The 17,065-nt window shown below is 66.6% G+C and carries 17 protein-coding genes; 10 read left to right on the top strand and 7 right to left on the bottom strand.

The window, feature by feature from the left end; all coding sequences use genetic code 11:
- Positions 1-243 precede the first annotated feature (243 nt).
- Positions 244-486 carry an Lrp/AsnC ligand binding domain-containing protein gene (locus tag T8K17_RS19340; RefSeq protein WP_322331364.1) on the bottom strand — a complete coding sequence of 81 codons (243 nt, stop codon included), beginning with the start codon at positions 484-486 and terminating at the stop codon, positions 244-246.
- A gap of 125 nt (positions 487-611) precedes the next feature.
- Complete coding sequence (locus T8K17_RS19335; protein WP_322331363.1) at positions 612-2,186, bottom strand: DEAD/DEAH box helicase; 1,575 nt, start codon at positions 2,184-2,186, stop codon at positions 612-614.
- Positions 2,187-2,260: 74 nt separating this feature from the next.
- Between T8K17_RS19335 and T8K17_RS19330 the strand changes: the two genes are divergently transcribed.
- Entirely contained in the window at positions 2,261-2,869 is a 609-nt protein-coding gene (locus T8K17_RS19330) for an isochorismatase family protein (RefSeq protein ID WP_322331362.1), read from the top strand.
- A 1-nt stretch (position 2,870) separates the two neighbouring features.
- Here T8K17_RS19330 and T8K17_RS19325 read toward each other — a convergent pair whose 3' ends face one another.
- The gene (locus tag T8K17_RS19325; RefSeq protein WP_322331361.1) at positions 2,871-3,341 is read right to left on the bottom strand and encodes a flavodoxin family protein; all 471 of its coding nucleotides are present in this window, start codon (positions 3,339-3,341) and stop codon (positions 2,871-2,873) included.
- A 100-nt stretch (positions 3,342-3,441) separates the two neighbouring features.
- Here T8K17_RS19325 and T8K17_RS19320 point away from each other — a divergent pair, with 100 nt between their 5' ends.
- The 5 genes from T8K17_RS19320 to rsmI all read left to right on the top strand — a co-directional run bounded on the left by T8K17_RS19320 (position 3,442) and on the right by rsmI (position 7,868).
- On the top strand, positions 3,442-4,179 hold the full coding sequence (locus tag T8K17_RS19320; RefSeq protein WP_322331360.1) for a peptidase: 738 nt from the start codon (positions 3,442-3,444) through the stop codon (positions 4,177-4,179).
- A 238-nt stretch (positions 4,180-4,417) separates the two neighbouring features.
- On the top strand, positions 4,418-5,308 hold the full coding sequence (locus tag T8K17_RS19315) for a class I SAM-dependent methyltransferase (RefSeq protein ID WP_322331359.1): 891 nt from the start codon (positions 4,418-4,420) through the stop codon (positions 5,306-5,308).
- The gene (locus T8K17_RS19310; protein WP_322331358.1) at positions 5,301-6,125 is read left to right on the top strand and encodes an RNA methyltransferase; all 825 of its coding nucleotides are present in this window, start codon (positions 5,301-5,303) and stop codon (positions 6,123-6,125) included. Before T8K17_RS19315 ends, T8K17_RS19310 begins: the two co-directional genes overlap by 8 nt.
- Position 6,126: 1 nt before the next feature.
- Positions 6,127-7,173, top strand: a complete 1,047-nt coding sequence (locus T8K17_RS19305) for an RsmB/NOP family class I SAM-dependent RNA methyltransferase (RefSeq protein ID WP_322331357.1) — start codon at positions 6,127-6,129, stop codon at positions 7,171-7,173.
- A complete protein-coding gene (gene rsmI, locus T8K17_RS19300) occupies positions 7,170-7,868 on the top strand; it encodes a 16S rRNA (cytidine(1402)-2'-O)-methyltransferase (protein WP_322331356.1) in 699 nt (232 codons plus the stop codon). Before T8K17_RS19305 ends, rsmI begins: the two co-directional genes overlap by 4 nt.
- Before the next feature lie 121 nt (positions 7,869-7,989).
- Here rsmI and T8K17_RS19295 read toward each other — a convergent pair whose 3' ends face one another.
- Positions 7,990-9,075 carry a hypothetical protein gene (locus T8K17_RS19295; protein WP_322331355.1) on the bottom strand — a complete coding sequence of 362 codons (1,086 nt, stop codon included), beginning with the start codon at positions 9,073-9,075 and terminating at the stop codon, positions 7,990-7,992.
- A 440-nt stretch (positions 9,076-9,515) separates the two neighbouring features.
- On the opposite strand from T8K17_RS19295, the gene T8K17_RS19290 reads away from it, so the two are divergent.
- Positions 9,516-10,145, top strand: coding sequence for a hypothetical protein (locus T8K17_RS19290; RefSeq protein WP_322331354.1), 630 nt, complete (start codon positions 9,516-9,518; stop codon positions 10,143-10,145).
- A gap of 175 nt (positions 10,146-10,320) precedes the next feature.
- On the opposite strand, the gene T8K17_RS19285 is transcribed toward T8K17_RS19290, so the two are convergent.
- Together T8K17_RS19285 and T8K17_RS19280 are read right to left on the bottom strand one after the other, a co-directional pair.
- Positions 10,321-11,433 carry a hypothetical protein gene (locus T8K17_RS19285; protein ID WP_322331353.1) on the bottom strand — a complete coding sequence of 371 codons (1,113 nt, stop codon included), beginning with the start codon at positions 11,431-11,433 and terminating at the stop codon, positions 10,321-10,323.
- A gap of 28 nt (positions 11,434-11,461) precedes the next feature.
- Complete coding sequence (locus T8K17_RS19280) at positions 11,462-12,484, bottom strand: LLM class flavin-dependent oxidoreductase (RefSeq protein WP_322331352.1); 1,023 nt, start codon at positions 12,482-12,484, stop codon at positions 11,462-11,464.
- Positions 12,485-12,711: 227 nt separating this feature from the next.
- On the opposite strand from T8K17_RS19280, the gene T8K17_RS19275 reads away from it, so the two are divergent.
- Together T8K17_RS19275 and T8K17_RS19270 are read left to right on the top strand one after the other, a co-directional pair.
- On the top strand, positions 12,712-13,560 hold the full coding sequence (locus tag T8K17_RS19275) for a protein-methionine-sulfoxide reductase heme-binding subunit MsrQ (protein WP_322331351.1): 849 nt from the start codon (positions 12,712-12,714) through the stop codon (positions 13,558-13,560).
- Positions 13,561-13,637: 77 nt separating this feature from the next.
- Positions 13,638-14,888: an MFS transporter gene (locus tag T8K17_RS19270; protein ID WP_322331350.1), complete on the top strand. Its 1,251-nt coding sequence runs from the start codon at positions 13,638-13,640 to the stop codon at positions 14,886-14,888.
- Here the strand turns inward: T8K17_RS19270 and T8K17_RS19265 are convergent.
- The gene (locus tag T8K17_RS19265; protein ID WP_322334986.1) at positions 14,879-15,295 is read right to left on the bottom strand and encodes a PAS domain-containing protein; all 417 of its coding nucleotides are present in this window, start codon (positions 15,293-15,295) and stop codon (positions 14,879-14,881) included. The two genes, T8K17_RS19270 and T8K17_RS19265, sit on opposite strands and share 10 nt — an antisense overlap.
- Before the next feature lie 300 nt (positions 15,296-15,595).
- On the opposite strand from T8K17_RS19265, the gene T8K17_RS19260 reads away from it, so the two are divergent.
- Complete coding sequence (locus tag T8K17_RS19260) at positions 15,596-17,050, top strand: amidase (protein ID WP_322331349.1); 1,455 nt, start codon at positions 15,596-15,598, stop codon at positions 17,048-17,050.
- Positions 17,051-17,065 lie beyond the last annotated feature (15 nt).

The following is a 17,065-nucleotide window of genomic DNA, read 5'->3' as shown; positions in this document are numbered from 1 at the left end:
TAAAGCCGGGGAGCGTGTCGAAGGGCATTGAGGCCACGCGCGAGGTCCCGGCCCGCCCCCGGATCAAGTCCGGGGCCGTCCGGGATGACGGGATTGGACTTTCATTTTCATCGTCATCCCGGCGAACTCCGGGCTCGACCCGGAGGTCGGCCGGGACCCAAAGACGCGCAAGGCCCTTCGACACGGGCCTCCGGCGCTGCTCAGGGCGAGGTCAACAAGCGGGAAGGGGCCTAGGGGCGTGCGCTACCCGAACGCCTTGAACGTGATCAGCGTGAAGGTGTCCTTTACCCCGGGCAGGGTCTGGACCTGTTCGGTGACGAAGCGGCCGATATCGTGGTCGTCGCCGAGATAGCACTTCATCAGCAGGTCGTATTGGCCCGAGGTCGAATACACCTCGGAGACCTCTTCCACGTCGAGCACCGCCGCGTCGGCCACGTCATAGGCCTTGCCGAGCTCGCATTTGACCTGGATGAAGATGGTTTGCATGTCGGGTCACCGCGCGTTGCCGTCCGCCGTCGAACCGGGGCGACCGCAGGATCGGTCAGCGGCCGGTTCGAATCAAGGGGCGGAACGGAAGAGGCCGTCTTGACGGGAGGACAGGGAAGGGCGGCTCAGCCGCCCATCGCCTTCTTGGGCACCGGGCGCAGCAGGAACGCCGGCACATCGTCGCCGAATCCGACCACGCGGGAGCTGTCGTCCCGGCCGCCGCGACGGCGGTTGTCCGGGAACTGTTCGACCACGCCGCCACCGGTGACCGCGTTGGACGGCGTCCGGCCCTTGGCCGCGACGGGGTCCTTCACGCCAGAATCCCTGGTGCCATGGTCCCTGGCACCGTGTTCCTTGCCGCCGTGCTCCTTCGCGACGGGGGCTTCCCGGGCGGGAGCCGCCTCGCGCTGGGGAGCGGAGTCCTTCGCCCCGGACTTGCGCCCGCCGCGGGACCGGCGCGAGCGCTTCTCGCCCTCGGCCTTTTCCTCCGGCGCGCCCGCATCCTGGACGGCCTCGGGCTTCGCCTTGGCGCCGCCGCCGGACCGGCCCTTGCCACCCTCGACCGGGTTGCCGTCGGCATCGATCTCCGGAATGTCCTTCTTGATCAGGCGCTGGACGGCGGCCAGGAACTTGGCGTCGTCCGACGTGGTCAGCGTGAAGGCGCGTCCAGTCATCCCGGCCCGGCCGGTGCGGCCGATCCGGTGGATGTAGTCCTCGGCATTGGAGGGGACGTCGAAGTTGAAGACATGACTCAGCCCCTTGATGTCCAGGCCGCGTGCGGCGACGTCGCTGCACACCACCATGCGGGCTTCGTTGTTCTTGAACTTCTTCAGCGTCTCCATGCGGGCCGGCTGGGTCATGTCGCCATGCAGCTGAACCGCATCGAAGCCATGACGCACCAGCGAGCGGTGCAGGACGCCGATGTCGCGCTTCCGATTGCAGAAGATCAGCGCGCTTTCGACATTCTCGCGGTTGATGATGTTCCGCAGAACGTCCCGCTTGTCCTTGGGATCGCAGCGCACCAGGTGCTGCGCGACCGTGTCCGCCGTGGAGGTCGGCGGGGCGACGGTCACTTCCTTCGGGTTCATCAGGAACTTGTCGGCGATCCGCTTGATCTCCGGCGCCATGGTGGCGGAGAAGAACAGCGTCTGCCGGATGGTCGGCAGCAGCGACACGATCCGCTCGACATCGGGAATGAACCCCATGTCCAGCATGCGGTCGGCCTCGTCGATCACCAGGACCTTGACGTCGGTCAGCAGCACCTTGCCGCGCTCGAAATGGTCGAGCAGGCGGCCTGGGGTGGCGATCAGCACGTCGACGCCGCGATCCAGCTTGGATTCCTGGTCGTCGAAGGAGACGCCGCCGATCAGCAGCGCCATCGTCAGCTTGGTGTTGGCGCCGTATTTCGTGAAGTTCTCCGACACCTGGGCGGCGAGTTCACGGGTCGGCGCGATGATCAGCGACCGCGGCATGCGCGCCTTGGCGCGGCCTGCCGACAGGATGTCGATCATCGGAAGGGTAAAGGACGCCGTCTTCCCCGTACCGGTCTGCGCGCATCCGAGGACGTCGCGGCCCATCAGGACATAAGGGATCGCCTTTTCCTGGATCGGGGTCGGGGTGGCGTAACCGGCGGCTGTAACCGCCTCAACGATCTCGTCCGAGAGGCCGAGATCGGCGAAAGTTTTTTTTGTATCTGACATGTCGGCTTAGGTTGTGGACTCTTCCGGTATAACCCCGGTCGAGATGCGAGCGGACTATAAGGACAAAACCTTTCATGTCAATCCAAGAGACGCTGAAAGGCGCGGATTCACTGGACATTGTCCGATTTAGTCATCGGCGATGCCCGGCTGAGTCTTGTTTCGTTCTTCTCATCGACGCTCAGGCCCGTTTGGTTCCGGCGATTTCGCAGGGCGAGGCCGTGGTTTCGGCCATGGATCGCCTGGTCCGTGCCGCCGGGATTCTGGGCGTCCCGGCCTATGCCACCGAGCATTGTGCGGACGCCATCGGGCCCACGGTTCCGCTGCTGGCCGACCGGATCGGGCGGGAGCGGATGCTGGCGAAGCGTCACTTCGACGCGACCCGGGCGCCCGGCCTGACGGACCGCCTGGCGGAGCTGGAGCGCCCGGTCGCCGTCGTCGCCGGGGTGGAGGCGCATGTCTGCGTCGCCCAGACCGCGCTCGGGCTCGGCAGTCTGGGCTGGCGTGTGGCGGTGGTTGAGGACGCCTGCGGCAGCCGCCGGCAGGACGACAGGGAGGTCGGACTGGCCCGGCTGCGGGCGGCGGGGGCGGTGCCGGTGACGGTGGAGGCGCTGATCTTCGAATGGCTGGGGAGTGCCGATCACCCCGCCTTCCGCGAGGCGCTGGGGATCGTCAAGGAGGGCTGAGTCAGAGAACCCCCGCCTCCAGGCCGGCGGCCAGGTACAGGCCGAGCTCGCGGGCCTGGTCGAGGAAGGTGTCGTCCCAGTCGCCGCGGCACAGCAGCGGCTCCTGCACCGCCTTCCAGCGCAGCCCGGTGACGATCGTCTCCACCCCACGCCGCGTGCCGGTCCCATCATGGCCGGCGCGGATATACAGCGCGTAGGGCCGGCCCTGGGTCTCCTCCAGGCAGGGGTAGTAGCAGCGGTCGAAGAAATCCTTCAGGGCGCCGCTCATGTAGCCCAGGTTTTCCGTCGTCCCCAGGATGATCGCGTCGGCGGCCAGCACATGCTCGGGCGTGGTGTCGAAGGGGGAGAGAACCACCACCTCGACCCCGTCCACCTCCTCGCTGCGCGCCCCCTCGACCACGGCATCGCGCAGCCTCCGGGTGTTCGGCGAGGGGGCATGGGCGACGATCAGCAGGCATTTGCGGTCGGTCATGGTCGACGGCATTGCATCACAGGGCCCGGAAGGTCAACGTGTCGTCGCCCGGTTACCCGAAACGGGATCATCGCTCGGGCGCTGGGGGGAGATTCTCACCATGACATACTGCCTTGGCATCCTCCTGCCGGAGGGCCTCGTGCTCGCTTCCGATTCCCGCACCAATGCGGGGGTCGACCAGATCGCCACCGTGCGCAAGCTGTCGATCCTGGAAGATCCGGACAAGGCGGTCATCGCCCTGCTGTCCGCCGGCAACCTCGCCACCACCCAGACCGTGATCACCACGCTGAAACAGGCAGCCGGCACCGGCACGCCGGAGCGCGACCTGTTCCTGCACAATTCCATGTTCGACGTGGCCCAGACGGTGGGCAACCTGCTGCGCCGGATCCTGGAGCGCGACGGGCCTTATGTGGAGCGGTTCGGCGATCCGAACGGGACGTTCCTGCTGGCCGGCCAGATCCGGGGCGAGCCGCCGCGGCTGTTCCAGGTCTACTCCGCCGGCAATTTCGTGGAGGCGACCCCGCGCAACCACTATCTGCAGATCGGCGAGACCAAATACGGCAAGCCGATCCTCGATCGCGCCCTGCGCTTCGACAACAGCCTCGCCCGGGCGGCCAAACTGGCGCTGGTGTCCTTCGACGCGACGATCCGCAGCAACCTGTCGGTCGGCGCGCCGATCGATGTGCTGTGCTACCACACGGACAGCTTCTCGACCCGCAACCTGATGAAATACAAGAACAGCGACCCGTATTTCCTGGATCTGAAACAGCGCTATTCCGACGGCATCCAGGCAACGGTCGATGCCCTGCCGGAGCCGAGGCTCTGCCCGGATCCGTGACGGGAGCGCCATTTACCTTTTTCTCATCGTCGTCCCGGGTCGGCGCGCAGCGCTGAGCCCGGGACCTGGGTCCACGCGGATGAGCCCTGGTCCCGGCCAGCGCTCCGCACTGCCGGGATGACGGGGTAAAAGGTGAGGGCCTGTACACCAACGAACGAACACACCTCCCAGACTGGTTTGGCTTCCTGGACCGCCGGCGTTATTGTCCCGCGCTGCGTAACCTGACGGGCTTTCCCACGTGCCGACCGATCCTTCGTCCGAAACGCTCGTCGCCGAGCCCTGGAGCGACTACGCCCTGCTGGACAGCGGCGAGGGCCGCAAGCTTGAGCGCTTCGGGTCGCGCATCCTCGACCGGCCGGACAGCCAGGCGCTGTGGGCGCGCAGCCAGCCGGCCGATGCCTGGGCCGCCGCCGATGCGCGGTTCACCGGCGGCAAGGACGAGGAAGGCCAGGGCAACTGGGACATCCTCAAGCGCCATGCCGACAGCACCTGGCCGCTGACCTATGGGGAGGTGCGCTGCGAGGCCCAGCTCTCCGGCTTCCGCCATGTGGGCATCTTCCCCGAGCAGCGGGTGCATTGGGACTTCATGGCCGAGCGGGTGGGGGCCGAGTTCAGCCTGCTGAACCTGTTCGGCTATACCGGCCTCGCCTCGCTGCTGCCGGCGGCGAAGGGCGCGAAGGTCACCCATGTGGACGCCTCGAAGAAGGCGATCGCCTGGGCCCGCGCCAACCAGGAGGCGTCGGGCATGACCGAGGCGCCGGTGCGCTGGATCTGCGACGATGCCGCCCGCTTCGCCGCCCGCGAGGTCCGGCGCGGCAACCGCTACGACGGTATCGTCCTCGACCCGCCGAAATACGGCCGCGGTCCGAAGAATGAGATCTGGCGACTGGAGGAGCAGCTGCCGACCCTGCTCGCCGATGTGCGGGCGATGCTGGACGGCGGTTCGTCCTTCATGGTTCTGACCGCCTATGCCACGCACCTGTCGGCCATAACCCTGCGCCGTCTGGTGGAGGATGCGATGGCCGGGCTCGGCGGCGCGATCACCCATGGCGAGATGACGATCCGGGAGGAGGGCAGCGGCCGCCTGCTGCCGACCTCGCTCTTCGTGCGGTGGGACCGCCATGGCTGATACGTCACGGGCTGATCTCGTCGTTACCAGTTCCGCCAATCCCGAGATCAAGGCGGTCAAGGCGCTGGCCACCAAGAAGGGACGGCAGCAGCAGAACGCCTTCGTGTCGGAAGGCCTGCGCCATGTGGTGGAGGCGGCCCGCGCCGGCTGGGTGATCCGCCGGCTGATCGTCGCCGACAAGCAGGCACCGAGCCCGGTGATGGACGAGGCACGCCAGGCTTGCCTGGACGCCGGCGGCCGGGTGATCACGGTCAGCGGCGAGCTGATGACCCGCATCGCCAAGCGCGACAACGCCCAGAGCGTGATCGCCGTGATCGAGCAGAAGACCAGCCCGCTCTCCGCCGTCACGCCGGAGCCGGGGGCACTCTGGGTCGCCTTGGAGAGCGTGCGCGATCCGGGCAATCTCGGCTCGGTCATGCGCAGCGCCGACGCCTTCGGGGCCAAGGGCGTGATCCTGGTCGGCCACACGGTCGATCCGTTCTCCATCGAGTCGGTCCGCGCCACCATGGGCGCCATCGTCAACGTGCCGCTGGTGCGCTGCGACGAGGCGGCGTTCCTGGACTGGCGCAAATCCTGGCCGGGCCGGGTCGTGGGAACCCATCTGGCCGGACCTCATCGGCCCGAAGGCCTGCGCGCGCCCACGCCGACGGTGCTGCTGATGGGCAACGAACAGGCCGGGCTGCCGACCGAGATGGCCCGGGCCTGCGACACCCTGGTGCGCATTCCCATGCGGCCGGGTGCGGACAGCCTGAACCTGGCGGCGGCGACCGCGATCATGCTGCACGGCCTCGCCGGCGGGGCTGGGGGGCTGGAGTAGGATGGCCAAGCGCCCGCACCCCGCCGACCAGCGCCGCCGCGACGCGTTCCTGGCCCGTGCGGCCTCCGTGTGGGAGGTGAAGCCCTACGAGGCCGAGCGTCTGGCCAGCGGCGGATTGCGCTCCAGTGTGCGGATCAATCCGTTGAAAGCGCGTCCTGTCAATGAGATACGGGCCGATCTTGAATCGCTGACCGAGGTCGAGCCGATTTCCTGGTGCCCCAACGCCTTCCACATCCTGGGCGACCGCAAGGCGGTGACCGAAAGCGCGATCCATGCGGCCGGCGAGGTCTATGTGATGAACGCCTCGTCGCTGATCCCGGGCCTGGCCATGGACCCGCAGCCGGACGAGGACATCCTCGACATCTGCTCCTCGCCCGGCGGCAAGGCGGCCCATATCGCGGCACTCACCGGCAACAAGGCTAGGCTGCACGTCAATGACGGGATCAGAGCACGTCTGAAGAAACTACGGGAAGTCATTGATTTATTGGGTGTTGAGATCACCGACATGACGGAAATCCAGGGCCAGTACCTGGACAAGTTCCTCGACGCCGCCTACGACCGCATCCTGCTCGACGCCCAGTGTTCCGGCGAGGGCATGGCCGACCTGTCGCGCCCCGACGCGCTGAAATTCTGGACCCCGGACCGGATCGAGAAGATGAGCCGGCTGCAGCAACGCATGCTGGTCGCCGCCTTCAAGCAGCTCCGCCCCGGCGGCGTGCTGGTCTACTCCACCTGCACCATCGCGCCGGAGGAGAACGAGGCCCCGGTCGACCATCTGGTCAAACACAACGAGGACGCGGTGATCGAGCCGATCGGCGTCGACGTGCCGGAGGGGCGGCCCGGCCTCGCGAAATGGGAGGGGCGCAGCTACCATCCGGACCTGCGCCATGCCATGCGGGTGGTGCCGAGCGACTTCCTGGAGGCGTTCTTCGTCTGCCGGATCCGCAAGCTTCCCCCCGGCGAGCTTCCCCCCGGCGAGCTTCCCCCCGGCGAGCTTCCCCCCGGCAAGCTTCCCCACGGCGAGCAGCCCACTGGAGAGACGGCATGATCGAGCTGGTGGCCACACCGATCGGCAATCTGGAAGACCTCAGCCCCCGCGCCCGCGAGGCCTTCGAGAAGGCCGACGTGGTGGCGGCGGAGGACACGCGGCGCACCGGACGGCTGCTGCAGGCGGCCGGGCTGAAGAAGCGGATGGTCGCCTATCACGAGCACAACGAGCGCCACATGTCCGCGACCCTGGTGGAATGGGCCGGGCAGGGCCAGCGGATCGCGGTGGCGACCGACGGCGGCACGCCGGGGGTGAGCGACCCGGGCTTCACCCTGGTGCGCGCGGCGGCCAGGGCCGGGGTGGAGATCACCATGGTGCCCGGCCCGGTGGCCTTCGTGATGGCGGCGGTGCTGTCCGGCCTGCCGGTTCACGGCATCACCTTCCGCGGCTTCCCGCCGAAGAAGTCGGGCCAGCGCCAGCGCTTCTTGGAAGTGGACATCGCCAGCCCGCACACCCTGGTGCTGTACGAGAGCCCGCACCGCATCGGCAAGCTGGTGGACGCGTGTCTGGAGGTCTATGGCGACCGACCGGCGGCCCTGGCGCGGGAGCTGACGAAGCTGCACGAGGAGGTGGTGCGCGGCCGGCTGTCGGAGATCAAGGCCTTCCTCGACGGCCGCGGCACCCAACCGACCGGCGAATGCTGCCTGGTGATCGCCGGGGCCGAGGTCGCGGCGGACTGGTTCGAGGCGGAGTAGAGCCCTTCGACACGCCCTTGGGGCTGTTCAGGGAGAGGTCAATATTTTCATATACTTATCGACCTCACCCTGAGCAGCGCAGGATGTAATCCGGAGCGTGTCGAAGGGCCGGCCGGCGCCGTTATAGTATCGGCAGATCCTTCAGGATTTTGGGCAGCCACGGGTGCGCGGTCACCAACCGCTGATAATCCTCCGCCGCTTGCGACGCCCCCATCTCCTCGGCACGCCGGTAGAGCAGGGCGGCAGTCCTCAGATCCGGTGGGGCAAGATGGGGACCGTTCTCCACGATTTTTCCGGCAAGATGTGCCCCGTCCGCGCTTCCGTTTGCCGTCGATCGAGCGGCCCAGTAGAGGCCTTCCAACTCCAGCTTCCGGTTTCCACCGGGGTCGTGGGCGAGGGAGACGGCGAGGTGATACTGGGCTTCGGGTACGTTTGAATCTGCCAGAAACTGGAGCGCCTTTCGCGCTTCCAACCTGATGGCGCTATCTTCGGAAAGGGCTTCCGCGGCGAGGGTCTTAAGTCGGCCGTCATCTTCGTAGATCGGCGCAGGTACCCCGATCTCGCGGAAGCTGTGCCCGGTCGTCTCATCGGTGGCCACGCGCGTGTTGAACGAGGTAGTCTGAGTTGTCGGATCCCACTCAATGTCGATGAAGAAGTCGGCCACTCTGTCGCAGGCGCGCACGGTCCAGACTTCCCTTGTGGTGGTGATTCCCGGCGCGGAGTCCAGAAACTGCGTCGGCTGCGAGTTCATGATGATGGGATATGGGCAGTCCTCGCGCTCAGTGATCCTTCGAACGGCGGCCGTCAACTGGTCATGGAGGACTGTCTTTAGTCGGTAGGACGATGCGGATCGGCCGGGCACCACAGCCAACACGATGGGCGTCGCCTGTGGGTGTGCGATGATCGAGAATTTGGCTCTGAAGCCGTCGTCAGGACACATCGCGAACCGGTAGTCGACAAACGTGTGCCAGACCCCGGATACCGGCCAAACACGGCCATCGACGAACTGAGCATCCGCTGGACCGACAATTCCGAACTCGACCTTGGCGCTGCCGCTGAAACAGCCGCCACCCATCAGGCCTTTTTGCAGGAGGGCGGCGGACCAGAGAGCTGTGCGATAGTCGGACCGCGCTACCAGTTTCTCAAAGCGGTCTGGGGTCTGGTCGGTATGAGCTGCAGGCGACAGGACCAGAAGGGCGGTAATCATGACGCCAACTAGGCGCCAAGACCTGTGCACGGCCGCGCCAGGTCTCAAGGTCCGAACCGGTGCGAGAAAATCTGGTGAAAAGCGCATCAAAATGCAGCCCAGAGTCGAGCGTTTCGCTGAAAAGTACCGCGCTGGTGCGGTTCATGCCATGGCGGATCGAAGTTTATGGGCTGGCGCTTTCTGTCACTCCACTCGCTCTACCCTATTGAACCTTCCCCGGCCTTGCGTCGGGGGCCCCGCCCGACGTGGGCCATTCTCCTGATCGATCTGCACTGTCGGATGGGTAGGCCCCGGCACAAGGCCGGGGCGGGGTTTGGCGAAGGTGGTGTGTACGACGGTCCCGTGAACCGGTTGGCCAGGGAGCCGACTTCGGAACGATTTCCTGGGTCCCCCGTTAGCAGAAGGTACCCGCGCCCATCGTGCCACCACCGCGACCGTCCATGCTCTCCTGGATCCAGAACAACTCCCAGCTCATCAGCGTCGGCGTGAACGCGGCGATGGTGCTGATCTGGCTGGTCTATCTGCGGCTGTTCATCCAGACCATCCGCAAGAACGAGCGCTCCTCGATCCTCATCACCCGGGGCGGCGGCCAGCGGGCCAGCGCCCATTGCATGATCTGCAACATGAGCGCGCAGATCGTCTATGTGATGAGCGTCACGGTCACCATCCGGTCTGACAGCGGAAATTCGACCCACGCGATCACCGACGTGCGCCGGCCGTCGGATACCGGCAAGGGCGGCGACGTCCGCGAGCACACCCATCAGGGACCACTTGAGTCCGGAGAGATGATGGATCTGGGCTCGTTCGAGAGTGTCCTAGAGCGCGCCTATGACAGCGCCGGATCCGGCTCGCTCGACCTGGAGACCGGCCACTACAGCGTCGAGATCCTTGTGATGGCGCACTATTCCTCGGAGAACCTGCCGATCGCCGCGACCCGCAGCTTCGACATCCGGCCGGACGGAGACGACCCGCTCATCGTCCCGACCAGCCCACGCACCCGTCAGATCCGCTCCAACCGCGAGCGCAAACGCCTATGGAACACCCTGCGCGACGAGCTTTATGCGGAGTAGGGGCCGCCAGGTTGGAGCATACCGGTCATTTTCCGGGATCAGGTCGGGTCCAGAACGCGAAACCCGGTACCGCGGCGTAAAACGTGTCCAGGTTCGGATAGGCGCCGCTGAACGCGTCGTACGCGCCCACCCCTTTCGGGAGCTTCCGCGAGGCGGAGTAGGGGCAGGCTGCGCGTCAGAACGCCGGATGGTCCTCAAGGACCGGGGCTAACCAGGGGTATGTCGAGGTCACTCGTTCAAAATCTTGGGTACCGTCTGCAGATCCTAAAGCCGCCGAGCGTTGATACATCAGCGCAGCGGCACGCAGATCTGGCGGGGCTTTGAAGGGGCCCATCTCCATGTACCAGCCGGCCAGACGTGCGGCCGCGGCATTACCGTTCGCCGTGGCGCGAGCTGCCCAGTAAAGTCCTTCCAGATGGAACGAACGGTTGTGCTCCGGATCCTTGGCCAAAGCGGAGGCCAGAAGATACTGCGCCTCCGCGATATTCTCATTTGCCAGGTATCGAAGGTCGTTTCGTGCGTCCTGCACCTGCTCGTGGTCGCCGGAAACAGCTGTATCGAAGAGCTCCTGGAGCTGGCCGTCGTCAATATAGATCGGGTGCGAGATCGCTACCTCACGGGAGACGGTGCCGGTGGACAGATCGATATTCACGCGCAGATCCGATGTTATCTCGTCAGTGTCCGGGTCGATCGTCAGGTCGATATGAATATCGGTCTCTCGTCCGCAGGCCCTTACCGTCCAACTCTCCGTCCAGGTGAGATGCTTTACAGGTCCCTTGGGGATTGAAACGCCGGTAAGGCTGGACAGCCCTTGTGTGATCCGAGAGTTGGTTATCTGCGCAATCTCGCAGTCTTCCCGGTGCATTATCCGGCTAGCAAATGCGATTACGTCGTCTCGGAGAGATTGCTTCAACGGGTAGCTGATTTCGGACTCGCCCGGCACCGTGGTGACCAGGAATGGCGCGCCTTCAGGTTGGGCAATGACGGCGATGTTGGTCCTGAAGAGTTCTCCGCAGCGTTTGTACGCGATGATGGCGTCCCAGGTTCCAGATACCGGCCACACCCGACCCTCGGCGAACTGAAGGTCGAGCGGGTAATAGGATCGGATACGGGCGTCGAGGTTTCCTTGAAAACAACCGCGGCCAAGCAACCCCTGTTGAAGGAGTGCTGCGGATATCATGGCGAATTCGTAGCCGGGCAGATCTACTGTGGCTGAGAAGCGCGGGTCCAGTTGTTGAGCGTAAGCCGACGAGGGAAGGCATGAGAGAGCGGTAACCAGCGCGATCACAAGGTGTGCTGGTCCGCCAGCGGCCCAACTATTCCGCGGCTTCCGCCATCGGGGACAGATCGTAGGCTTTCGCCAGAAGCTCATACGACTTCATCCGTGCCTTGTGGTCGTGGGTAATTGTTACAACCACGGCTTCATCCACGCCATAGCGCGCCAACACCGCATCCAGCTTCTCACGGACCTGGTCCGGGGTGCCGACGATGTTGCGGCGGCGGTGGAAAGCCGCGCGCTGACGCTCCGACTCGGTGAACTCGTAGTTCAGGGCCTCCTCCGGCGTCGGGATCGGGGTGATATGGCCCTGATCCAGCCGCACACGCCACAGATCGCGCGACGCGGCGTGATACTTCGCCTCCTCCTCGGTCTCGGCGCAGATCACGAAGACGCCGATATTGGCCTGGGGGTCGGCCAGGGTGGAGGAGGGCTGGAACCGCTTCTTGTACATCTCCACCACCGGCTCGCCGCCCTCGGTGATGAAATGGGCGAAGGAGAAGGCGGTGCCGAAATGGGCGGCCGCCTGGGCGCCCTGATCGCTGGATCCCAGCAGCCAGACCGGCGGCGAGGTGGGGCCGGCCGGTTGGGCGGTGACGCCGCGGAACGGGTGATCGTCCTCCAGCTTGCCGTCCATCCAGTCCATCAGGTCCTGGACTTGGCGCGGGAAATACTCGATCGGGATCGGATCGCGGACATAGGACAGGGCGCGGGCGGTGCGCTGGTCGGAGCCGGGGGCGCGGCCGATGCCGAGATCGATCCGGCCCGGATACATGGTCTCGAGCATGCGGAAGGTCTCCGCCACCTTCAGCGGCGCGTAGTGCGGCAGCATCACCCCGCCGGAGCCGACCCGGATCCGTGACGTCTCGTTCGCCAGCCGGGTGATCAGAATCTCCGGCACCGAGCCGGCGAGGCCTTCCGACGAATGGTGCTCGGCCACCCAGTAGCGGTGGAAGCCGAGCCGGTCGGCCAGCCGGGCAAGCTCGATGGTTTCGGCGACCGCATCGCCGGGCGTCGCACCGGCGCGGATCGGGGACTGGTCGAGAACGGAAATCAGGGGCATGGCACCGGTCGGGCTCTGTGGTCGATAATCCTATGGTGGGGGTAGGGTGCGCCGATGCCAACCGGTGCGCCGGCACGAGTGTCGTGAAACGCCGGCCCGAGATGCCGTAATGGTGATCGGCCGTGTCGTTCCGGATGCCTGGACGCGGTCGCCCGGTCGCCTCATGTTCTGGCAACTTCCGTCGGTTAGCGGCGGCGGGCAAACACGATATCCTACGGAAGGATCCCATGGCGCTGTGGCATGACCGGGCCGGACGGGTTTCGGGGCTGAAGATCGCGACCCTGGTCGCCGTGTCGGTACCGGCACTTCTCCTGGCCGTCGATACGCTGCTCGGCGGTCTCGGCCCCCGGCCCTACGACGAGGCGATCCACCGCAGCGGCGACTGGGCGATCCGCATCCTGGTCGTCTCGCTGGCGGTCACGCCGGCGATCCGGATCCTGACCTATCCCCGGCTGATCTCCATCCGGCGCATGCTCGGGGTCAGCGCGCTTTTCTACCTGCTGCTGCATTTCGGTCTCTACATCGCGGATCAGGGCTTCGATATGGGCAAGGTGGCCAGCGAAATCGTGTTGAGGACCTACCTGACCATCGGCTTCGTCGCCCTGGCGATCATGGCGGCGCTGGGGGCCACCAGCTTCGACGGCATGGTCCGGCGCCTGGGGCGGCGATGGAACCAGCTTCACAAGCTGGTCTATCTCGCCGCGCTGCTGGCGGCGGTGCATTTCTTCATGCAGACCAAGATTCAGGCGTTCGAGGCCAGCCTGATCGCCGGCTTCCTGCTGACCCTCGGCCTCTACCGGCTGGCGGCGAAGCGGCGGCTGGCGCTGACCTCTCCGCTGGTTCTCGCCGGCATCGCGGTTCTGGGCGGTCTGCTCACCGCCGGAGCGGAAGGACTGTGGTTCTGGGTCGGCACCAGCGTGCCGCCCCTGCGGGTGCTGGAGGCCAACCTGATGCTGCCCGACACGATCCGGCCCGCCTGGTGGGTGCTGGCGGCGGGGCTGGCCGTCGCGGTGCTGCCGGTCCTGCGCAAGGCGCTCAAGGGCGGGGCCGAGGCGGGGATCCGGCGAACCGCCTGAGGGGCGTCGGGCAGCGCGGGGGGACACGGCGCGTCTATCGCCTGCGGCGACGACGGATCTAAACTGCGCCCATGCGCATGACCGGCTCCACGACAGGCTGGGCCGCTCTCGGCGTGCTCGCCCTCTGCTTCCTGCTGAACGCCCTGGCCCGGGGAGCCGGTGAGACCTACGCGGTCTTCCTGCTGCCGATCGGACGGGAAACCGGCTGGGACCGGGCCGACCTGACGTCGGTCTACTCCGTCTACATGCTGGCCAACGGCCTGGCCTCGCCCTTTGTCGGGGCGGCGTTCGACCGGTTCGGCGGCCGCGCGCTCTACGTCTTCGGGCTGCTCTCGCTCGGCGGCGGGTTCTGGCTGGCCGGGCATATGGAGCAGCTGTGGCACCTGTCGGTGACGGTTGGGATCATGGGCGGGCTGGGCATCGCGTCCCTGGGCATGATCCCGGGCTCGATCCTGATCAGCCGCTGGTTCGACGGCCGCATGGGCACCGCCATGGCGGTCGCCTCGACCGGGCTCGGCACCGGGACGCTGATCCTGGCGCCGCTGGCCCAGGTCATGGTGGACGGATTCGGCTGGCGCGGCGGCTACGGGATGCTGGGGGGCGCCATCCTGCTGCTGGCCCTGCCGGTCGGCCTGCTGCCCTGGCGACGGATCACGGCGGGCATCGTCCAGCGGGCGCCGGCCACGACCGCCTCGGGCCTGCCTTCCGAAGGGTTGGCGCGGGCGATCCGGTCGCGGCCGTTCTGGGCCCTGTTCTGCGCCTTCTTCTTCACCGCAATCGGCGGATACGCGGTCGCCCTGCAGACCGTCGCCTATCTGGTGGAGCACGGCTTCGCGCCGATCGAGGCCGCCGGCGCCTTCGGAGCCGCCGGGATGCTGTCGATCGTCGGCATGCTGGTGGTCGGGGCCGCGGCCGACCGGTTCGGCAACCGGATCACGGTGAGCGTCAGCTACGTCAGCACTCTGCTGGGGATCGTCTCGCTGGCCCTGGTCCAGGTCCATCCGGGGTTCGCCTTCGTCGTCGGCTTCGTGATCTTCTTCGGCGGATCGATGGGCGCGCGGGGACCGGTCATCTCCACCCTCGCCGCCACGATCTTCAGCGGGCGCGGCATCGGCGCGATCTACGGGACCATCACCACCGGGCAGGGGCTGGGCGCGGCGATCGGGACCTGGATGGCCGGTTTCCTGCACGACGCCACCGGCGGCTATACGGTCGGCTTCGTGACCTCGAGCGCCTTCATTCTGGCGGCGATGGTGGTGTTCTGGGTGGTGCCGGAGCTGGCCACGCGGCGGCGGATGGCGAAGACCCCGGAGGAGACTCACTCGTAATGGGAGACCGCCATCAGCATGTCGACCGTGACGCCGTCGGCGGCAAGCGGCAGGACGAGGGACTTGAGGGTGCGGTGCGAGCGGCCGGTATTGCCCAGATCGTCCTGCAGAATGCGCGGCTGGCAGTCCCTGACGACCTGGTCGAGGACCAGATGCACGCGGAGCAGGCGCGCCTCGTCATACAGATCCTCGAACCAGCGCCCGGTGCCGTCCCGGTTGCGCATGTCGACGATGCCGGTCCCGACCAGCCGGTGGCGGTAGCGCAGCGCCCCGCCGTCGCGATGCACTTCAATGAGGTTGATCCAGGGAAGCAAGGATCGAGGCATCTCCAGTGGATCGATATCCTGGCGCGACGGGACTAGGCCGACCCCCGGCTTTCGCGCCGACCAAAAGGCATAGGCAGCCATATGTTCGGGCGCGGCGAGGTCCAGATCGACGGGCCAGTTTTGGTCTCCATCCATTTGTGGTGTCCGTGCCAAGTGACTCGATGTGCCAAGGGCTGACATACGACCGTATGCAAAAGTCGCGCGTCAACTGAAGTTTGTGTTGTATCGCACACCCTATGATAATTTTCGACTTTTAGAAAGTTAACGATTCGGCGGACACCCGTTCGGTGTGTTGATCGCCGCCCGTGTCTGCGCCACGCTGTCGATCCCGCCTCGAGCCCCTGCCTCGACACCCCGTCCTTCCGTATCCGGAGCCCTCCCATGACCGACATCGCCTTCGCGTCTGCGCATGACCTCGCCGCCAAGATCCGTACCAAGGAGATCGGGGCGCGGGAGCTGCTGGAGCACTATCTGGCGCGGGTGGAGAAGTACAATCCGGCGCTGAACGCGATCATCGCCACCGACTATGACGGCGCGCGCAAGGCGGCCGACGAGGCCGATGCCGCCCTGGCGAAGGGCGAGATCGCCGGCCCGCTGCACGGCGTGCCGATGACCTTCAAGGAGAGCTACGACGCGGTCCACATGCCGACGACCTGGGGGCTGGAGCACCTGGCGAAGAACGTCCCCGATGTGGACAGCGTGCCGGTGGCCCGCATGAAGGCCGCCGGGGCGGTGGTCTTCGGCAAGACCAACGTGCCGGTTCTGCTGGCCGACTGGCAGAGCTTCAACCCGGTCTATGGCAGCACCAACAACCCCTGGGATCTGAGCCGCACGCCGGGGGGATCGTCGGGCGGATCGGCGGCGGCGCTGGCGGCCGGGCTGACCGGGCTGGAGGCCGGCTCCGATATCGGCGCCTCCATCCGCAACCCGGCCCACTACTGCGGCGTGTACGGCCACAAGCCGACCTGGGGCATCCTGCCGCCGCGCGGCCACGCGATGCCGGGCACCATCACCCCGTCCGACATCTCGGTGATCGGTCCGCTCGCCCGCTCGGCCGAGGATCTGGAGATCTCGCTCGACATCATGGCCGGGCCCCACGGCCTGGACGCCGCCTGCTGGACCCTGACCCTGCCGGAGGCCACCCAGCGCGAGCCGGGCGACTTCAAGGTCGCGGTGGTGCTGGAGGACCAGAACCTCGATCAGGACACGGTGCTGACCGACGCCCTGCAGAAGGCGATCGACGCGCTGGCGGCCAAGGGCATGAAGATCGTGTCCGGCGCGAAGCCCGCCTTCGACACCAAGGAGGCGCACAGCCTCTATATCCGACTGCTGCGGGCGGCGACCTCGGGCCGGGTCAACGACGAGGAGATGGCCAAGCAGCACGCGCTGCTGGCCGAGTTGGGCGCCGACGACGACAGCTACATCGCCGAGATGGCGCGCGGGAACACCATGCTGCACCGCGACTGGATCAAGCTGAACAACCGCCGCAACCAGATGCGCGAGACCTGGCAGGAGCTGTTCGAGGAGGTCGATCTGCTGCTCTGCCCGATCGCCTCCACGACCGCCTTCCCGCACGACCAGGAGGGCGAGCGCATCCACCGCAAGATCGTGGTGAACAACAAGCAGGTGCCGGTCACCGACCAGCTGTTCTGGGCCGGGTATACCGGTGCCTTCAACCTGCCGAGCACGGTGGCGCCGGTGGGCCTGGCGAGCGACGGACTGCCGGTCGGCCTGCAGATCGTCGCCCCGCACGGCCACGACAAGCGGGCCATCGCCTTCGCCAAGATGATGGAACGCGAGATCGGCGGCTTCATCGCGCCGAAGGGGTACGAGTGATCCTCTGAGGTGAGG

Source organism: Thalassobaculum sp. OXR-137 (assembly GCF_034377285.1).
In the GTDB taxonomy this organism is placed as follows: Bacteria; Pseudomonadota; Alphaproteobacteria; order Thalassobaculales; family Thalassobaculaceae; genus Thalassobaculum.
Note: the sequence above shows the minus strand (reverse complement) of the source record. Positions and strands in the feature narration are given on the sequence as shown.